Below are 5199 nucleotides of genomic sequence, written 5' to 3' on the forward strand. Positions count from 1 at the left end.
GAAAAGGAAAGGCAGCGTATCGCCAAAGACCTTCACGATGACCTGGGCGGGTTGCTGGCCATGATCAAATTGAAGATTGATAGCATTCTTTTGAACCAAAAAGAACACAGTGACACTAAGACTTCTCTGGAAGAAACCCAAAAGCTGATGCAGATGGCCTGTCATGACCTCCGGTTTATCGCCCATGAACTGATGCCATTGGAAGCTGCCGAAAAAAGGCTAAAGACAATGGTCTCAGAAGTCCTGGATTTGGTCAAAGTGCAGAACAAAATCAAAATCTCCTATGATATTGGTGATATCCCTTATTTGAACATAGATACCAAAATCAATCTTTTCAGGATCATCAAAGAATTGCTGAACAATATCATCAAGCATTCCGAAGCTTCAGAAGCTGACATTCAGGTGTTCTTTGATAGCTTCGATGACAGCATTACCCTGATGGTCTCGGATAATGGAAAAGGGATTCCTGATGAATTCATACAAAACCCCAATGGTGGGATGGGTCTGTCCAACCTTCATAAAAGAGTCGATTACCTCAAAGGACAATTGCATTTCGATGTGAATAAATTCGGTACAACAGTCATTATCACTGTTCCTTTCGAAAAAGTAGATCAAGCCTATGAGTAAGCGGATTTTGATAGCGGATGACCATGAACTTTTCTCTTCAGGATTGGAAAGTTTGTTGTGTAAAAATCCGGATTACCTGGTAGTATCCCATTTCAAGAATGGGAAGGAAGTCCAAACTTTTTTTGATAAGGAGGGAAATGCAGATCTTTTGGTATTGGACCTGAATATGCCCGTGATGGATGGGATTCAATTGTTGACATATTTGCAAAGAAACCATCCTTTGGTAAAGGTTCTCATTGTAAGTATGCACCAAACGGAATCTTCAGTCCATCTATGCAAAAGATTGGGTGCAAAAGGATTTATCACTAAAGATTCACATTTGAATATTTTATTGAACGGGGTAGAGCGAATACTTGAAGGTGGAGAATATTTTCAGGATGTCTTTCGGGAAGTAAATCCCGAACCTGGTTCGGGATTTTATGAAAAGCTGATGATTGAATACAACCTGACCAATAGGGAAGTGGATATCATTCAACTGATTCTCAACCAATATGAAAGCAACGAGATTGCCGAGAAATTATTTTTAAGTCCGTTAACGGTGAAGACACACCGCAAGAATATTTTTAGAAAGTTGGGTGTGAGAAACCTGACCGGTTTGGTGGCCTTGATGAAAGAACAGCCGAGGTTTTGAGGATTAAATCTTCTAGGCTGAATATATTATCCTATTTTTTTTATCTTGGAATTCCAATCACCTAAAAATTGCATGCTAACCAATTTCTATCCGGTTTCACAGGACATTGCCAAATATGTTTCAGGCATCATTTTACTTGAAGGAAATTTTGAAAGTGAATTTGAATCACTGATGACTGTAAAAGGTACAGCTTCCATGGGTATTCCCTTAGGCGAACCTTTTCAATATAGAATATTGGATCAAGAGATTGTAAAAAACAAACTTCCGACTGCGCTTTTTGATGAACCAGTCATTTTTGGACAAACCTCAACTTATGGAAAGGTTTCTTCAAAAGGCATTATGAAATTGGCGATTGTGGTATTTACACCTCTTGGCTTATATACATTTCTCCAGGATGACGTCGCTCAATACACCAATGCGATTACTCCGGTTTCTCGAATTGCTACCTTTGATTTCCCGGAGAAGTTATTGATTCAACTGAGGAGTGGGGCTGATCTATCCAAAAAGGTAGAATTGATAGAGCAATTTTTAAAAAATCATTTAAACCGAGTCCATGAAAAGTTCAAAAATACCAAGTTAGATTCAGTATTGGAATTTATATTCCAGTCAGAAGGATTAGTTGCAGTTCCTGAATTGGCAAAAAAGTTGGGTAGAAGTAAAAGGAGCTTGGAAACGGATTTCAAAAGAAAAATAGGGCTTAGCCCTAAGTTATTTTGCCGCATCGTAAGGTTCCATGCTGTTTATAACCATTTGAACGAAGCTTCAGAAAGTGATTTTTTTGGTATAGTCCTAAAATTTGGATATTCTGATCAATCTCATTTCATAAAAGATTTTGTTGAATTTACAGGTTTCACTCCAAAAAAATACCTTCAATCGCCGTCCTGGCTTGATATCAGAATCAATCTGTACCTGATGGAGGAATATGAGGGGTTGAAATAGAAAGCTTCGCATTTTTACAATTTTTTGAAGATTTCAAAACTTACATTTGGAATTCACTTTCCGTTCTGGATTTCATCAAAGCCAGAACTTTAAGCATAAGGACTTGAAATCACCTTGACTGTCTATGCCTAAGAAAATTATCATTGTAGATGACCACAGTCTTTTTGCCTTTGGGCTTAAAAGCCTCCTATCCAATAATCCCGATTACACCATTTTAGAACAGTTCAATAACGGTAAAAAATTGGCGGATTACCTGGACTCATCTGATATAAATGCTGATTTGGTGACTTTGGACCTCAATATGCCAATCATGGATGGAGTTCAATGCCTAAGCTATATACAGAGAAACTATCCCAAATTAAAGGTACTTATTGTCAGTATGCACCAATCAAGCGCTACTATCAAACTTTGTGAAAAATTGGGGGCATTTGGATTTGTAGGAAAAAATTCTCCTTTAGAGGTCTTGTTAAAGGCTATTGAAAAAGTATTGAATGGCGAAAAATTCTTTTATAACATAGGGTCAACAGTTGAGACGATTGAAACAAAGGATATCTATGAGAACCTGGTGAAGGAATACAATTTATCCAAAAGAGAAATGGATATCATCCAATTGATCATCAATCAATTTGAAAGCAATGAGATTGCGGATAAACTTAACCTTAGCCCTCTTACGGTAAAGACCCATCGCAAAAATATTTTCAGAAAGTTAGGTGTCAGGAATTTGACAGGATTGGTTTCCATTATGAGACAGCAGCCTGGATATTAATTATTAAGGGTATTTTTTTGTCCCCAGGTCTTTTCATCTGGGGATTTTTTAATTAACAATTAGACAATTTCTCAGAAATACTCCTTTTGGGGTATTTTGAGTAGTTTTTTAAATCAAGAAATTGGACTTTTATATAAATGACCGAGTACTTCAAATGAAAAAAAAGTGAAAGCTTTGAATTTGATGATTACGAAGCAGTTTGCGGGTACTTCGGGATTGACCCTTAATTTTTTTTTCGTTCGTATGTTTTTTCAATAAAAGCCATCCAGTGGTATGGGTGGTTTTTTTTATTTCAAGAAAAATTAGTACTTTTAGAGGTAAACCAATTATTATTTCATCTGAATTTTTCCAATAGACTCGTCTTTTAAAAATGGAATAAAATGAAAAGTGTATGCTTTATCGCTTGGATGTTTTTTTGTAGCTTGGTGTATTCTAAGGCACCTGCCCAATCCGATATTCAGATCCGCTCTTGGGGACAGGCCCATGGGATAGAAAGTGCGGTGATTTATGGGGTGTTTCGGGATCAGAATGACCTGATCTGGATCTGTACTTACAACGGTCTTTTTTATTTTGACGGGTTCAGGGCTTATAAATCCCCCATACTAGAGATGGATGGGAAAACTTCCTTTGATGGCATAGTCAGTCAACTGGTACAATCTTCAGATGGTAGGTATTGGCTTAAGCTAGACCAACCTATGGGTGCCTATGATATTTATTCAAAAATTTTCACCCCACTTAAAACACAGCCTTCTAATTTACTCTCCACTTTTTCAAGCGTCGGGGATCAGCTTTATGTTGTTGATCCGATAAAATTTTATTTGGTAGATAGACAATCACTTGAAATTATTCCAATGGTGTTTGTAGATAATAAAGGGAAAATAAATTCCGAAATAGTTAAACTCAACGGTTTAACCCGTGAATTTTACAGTTTTGTAGATGGACTTCCGGTTGAGGTCATACCCTCAAGCAAGAAAGGTGAATATATTCAAAAAGTCGGATCAGATTTTTTTGTTACCCACAGGAATCAAAATGGATATTACAAATACAATGCAGACAGTAAAGGAAACACCTGGTATCGGCATGGGTCGGGGATGGATTGGATTGTTGAGGATACTTTGGGAGAAAATGTAAGTGAAAAATATTTAGCTCAATTTGAGGGTATGACTATCCATTACCTACTCACCCAGCCTGATTTTACCTGGTTTATTACTGATAAGGGGGTTATAATTTGGGAGAAAGATGAAGATAATCCGAGATTCCTTTCGGAGGAAATTCCTGAATTAAATCAAACAGATCTCGTCAATTTTTTCGATCTCGGAAAAACACTATGGATTTGGAATAGAGCAGGAATTTCCAATATTAGACCGAATTCATCCAAGTTCAAATCCATTACAAAGGAAAACTCAAAACTCTTTAGCAACTTTATCCTAGGGATTTATCCATTCGATGAAAAGCGATTGATCATCAAGCATGATTTTACGGATCTATACTATAGCTTATTCGATTTGCAAACAGGAGTGTTATCAACAGTCCATTGGGAAGAAATTTTCAAGAATTTTGGATTGGTGGAATATTTGAATATCAAAAGGCATGGCGATCCGAAAATTTGGATTATAAATAATGGTAAACATCTTCACGATTTTTTCCACTCTAATGCAAATAAGACCCTATTTACCTATTCGTTTATTTCCAATGGTAATACTTATGAATATTTTGTTTATCCCCCGGATGAGTTTGAATTATCAAATCAACTTTGGAGTATTCCAGATAACAGAATGGTTTTTCCCAAAATTTCTCCCCTTCAATATGCACAGCAGGGAGATACCGTCTGGATAGGGACTGAGAGTGAAGGATTGATTGCCTTGCATACCCCTAGTGGTCAGACGCAGCAATGGCTTTCCGAGCCGGGCAGATCTGAAAGCATACCGGCAAACAGGGTGCATGCGGTAATTCCTGTGGACAATGGGAATCTTTGGTTGGGTACCGGAAACGGCTTGTCATTTTTCAATAAAAAGACAGGTAAATTCAAAACCTATCGTACGCAAGATGGACTCATTGATAATAGGATTTATTGTATGGCCTTTGACCAGTCGGGACACCTTTGGATCGGTACTGGCAACGGACTTTCCAGGTTTGATACCTTGAGCAAATCCTTCACCAACTTCACCAAAGCTGACGGCTTGGTCAATACCGAATACAACCGGAACTCCGCCATGTTGCTGCCTGACGGTAGGAT

The 5199-nt window shown here is 37.7% G+C and carries 5 protein-coding genes; all 5 read left to right on the plus strand.

Annotated elements, in window-relative coordinates:
- Nucleotides 1-627, plus strand: a 627-nt coding sequence (locus tag ACEW8O_RS04980; RefSeq protein ID WP_373493518.1) for a sensor histidine kinase, incomplete at its 5' end; no start/stop codon positions are given.
- Nucleotides 620-1258 (plus strand): response regulator, encoded by a 639-nt coding sequence (locus tag ACEW8O_RS04985; RefSeq protein ID WP_373493519.1) that lies wholly within the window; start codon nt 620-622, stop codon nt 1256-1258. The genes ACEW8O_RS04980 and ACEW8O_RS04985, both read left to right, overlap by 8 nt.
- Nucleotides 1259-1330: 72 nt before the next feature.
- Nucleotides 1331-2197, plus strand: a complete 867-nt coding sequence (locus ACEW8O_RS04990) for a helix-turn-helix domain-containing protein (RefSeq protein ID WP_373493520.1) — start codon at nt 1331-1333, stop codon at nt 2195-2197.
- 124 nt (nt 2198-2321) lie between these two features.
- Complete coding sequence (locus ACEW8O_RS04995; RefSeq protein ID WP_373493521.1) at nt 2322-2963, plus strand: response regulator; 642 nt, start codon at nt 2322-2324, stop codon at nt 2961-2963.
- Nucleotides 2964-3343: 380 nt separating this feature from the next.
- On the plus strand, nt 3344-5199 hold a 1856-nt coding region (locus ACEW8O_RS05000; RefSeq protein ID WP_373493522.1), incomplete at its 3' end, for a two-component regulator propeller domain-containing protein.

It is taken from the genome of Aquiflexum sp. (genome assembly GCF_041749095.1).
In the GTDB taxonomy this organism is placed as follows: domain Bacteria; phylum Bacteroidota; class Bacteroidia; order Cytophagales; family Cyclobacteriaceae; genus Aquiflexum.

Excerpts from the sequence above, each read along its gene's own strand:
- ACEW8O_RS04985 (WP_373493519.1), top strand. The coding sequence starts at position 620 with ATGAGTAAGCGGATTTTGATAGCGGATGACCATGAACTTTTCTCTTCA.
- ACEW8O_RS04990 (WP_373493520.1), top strand. The coding sequence starts at position 1,331 with ATGCTAACCAATTTCTATCCGGTTTCACAGGACATTGCCAAATATGTT.
- ACEW8O_RS04995 (WP_373493521.1), top strand. The coding sequence starts at position 2,322 with ATGCCTAAGAAAATTATCATTGTAGATGACCACAGTCTTTTTGCCTTT.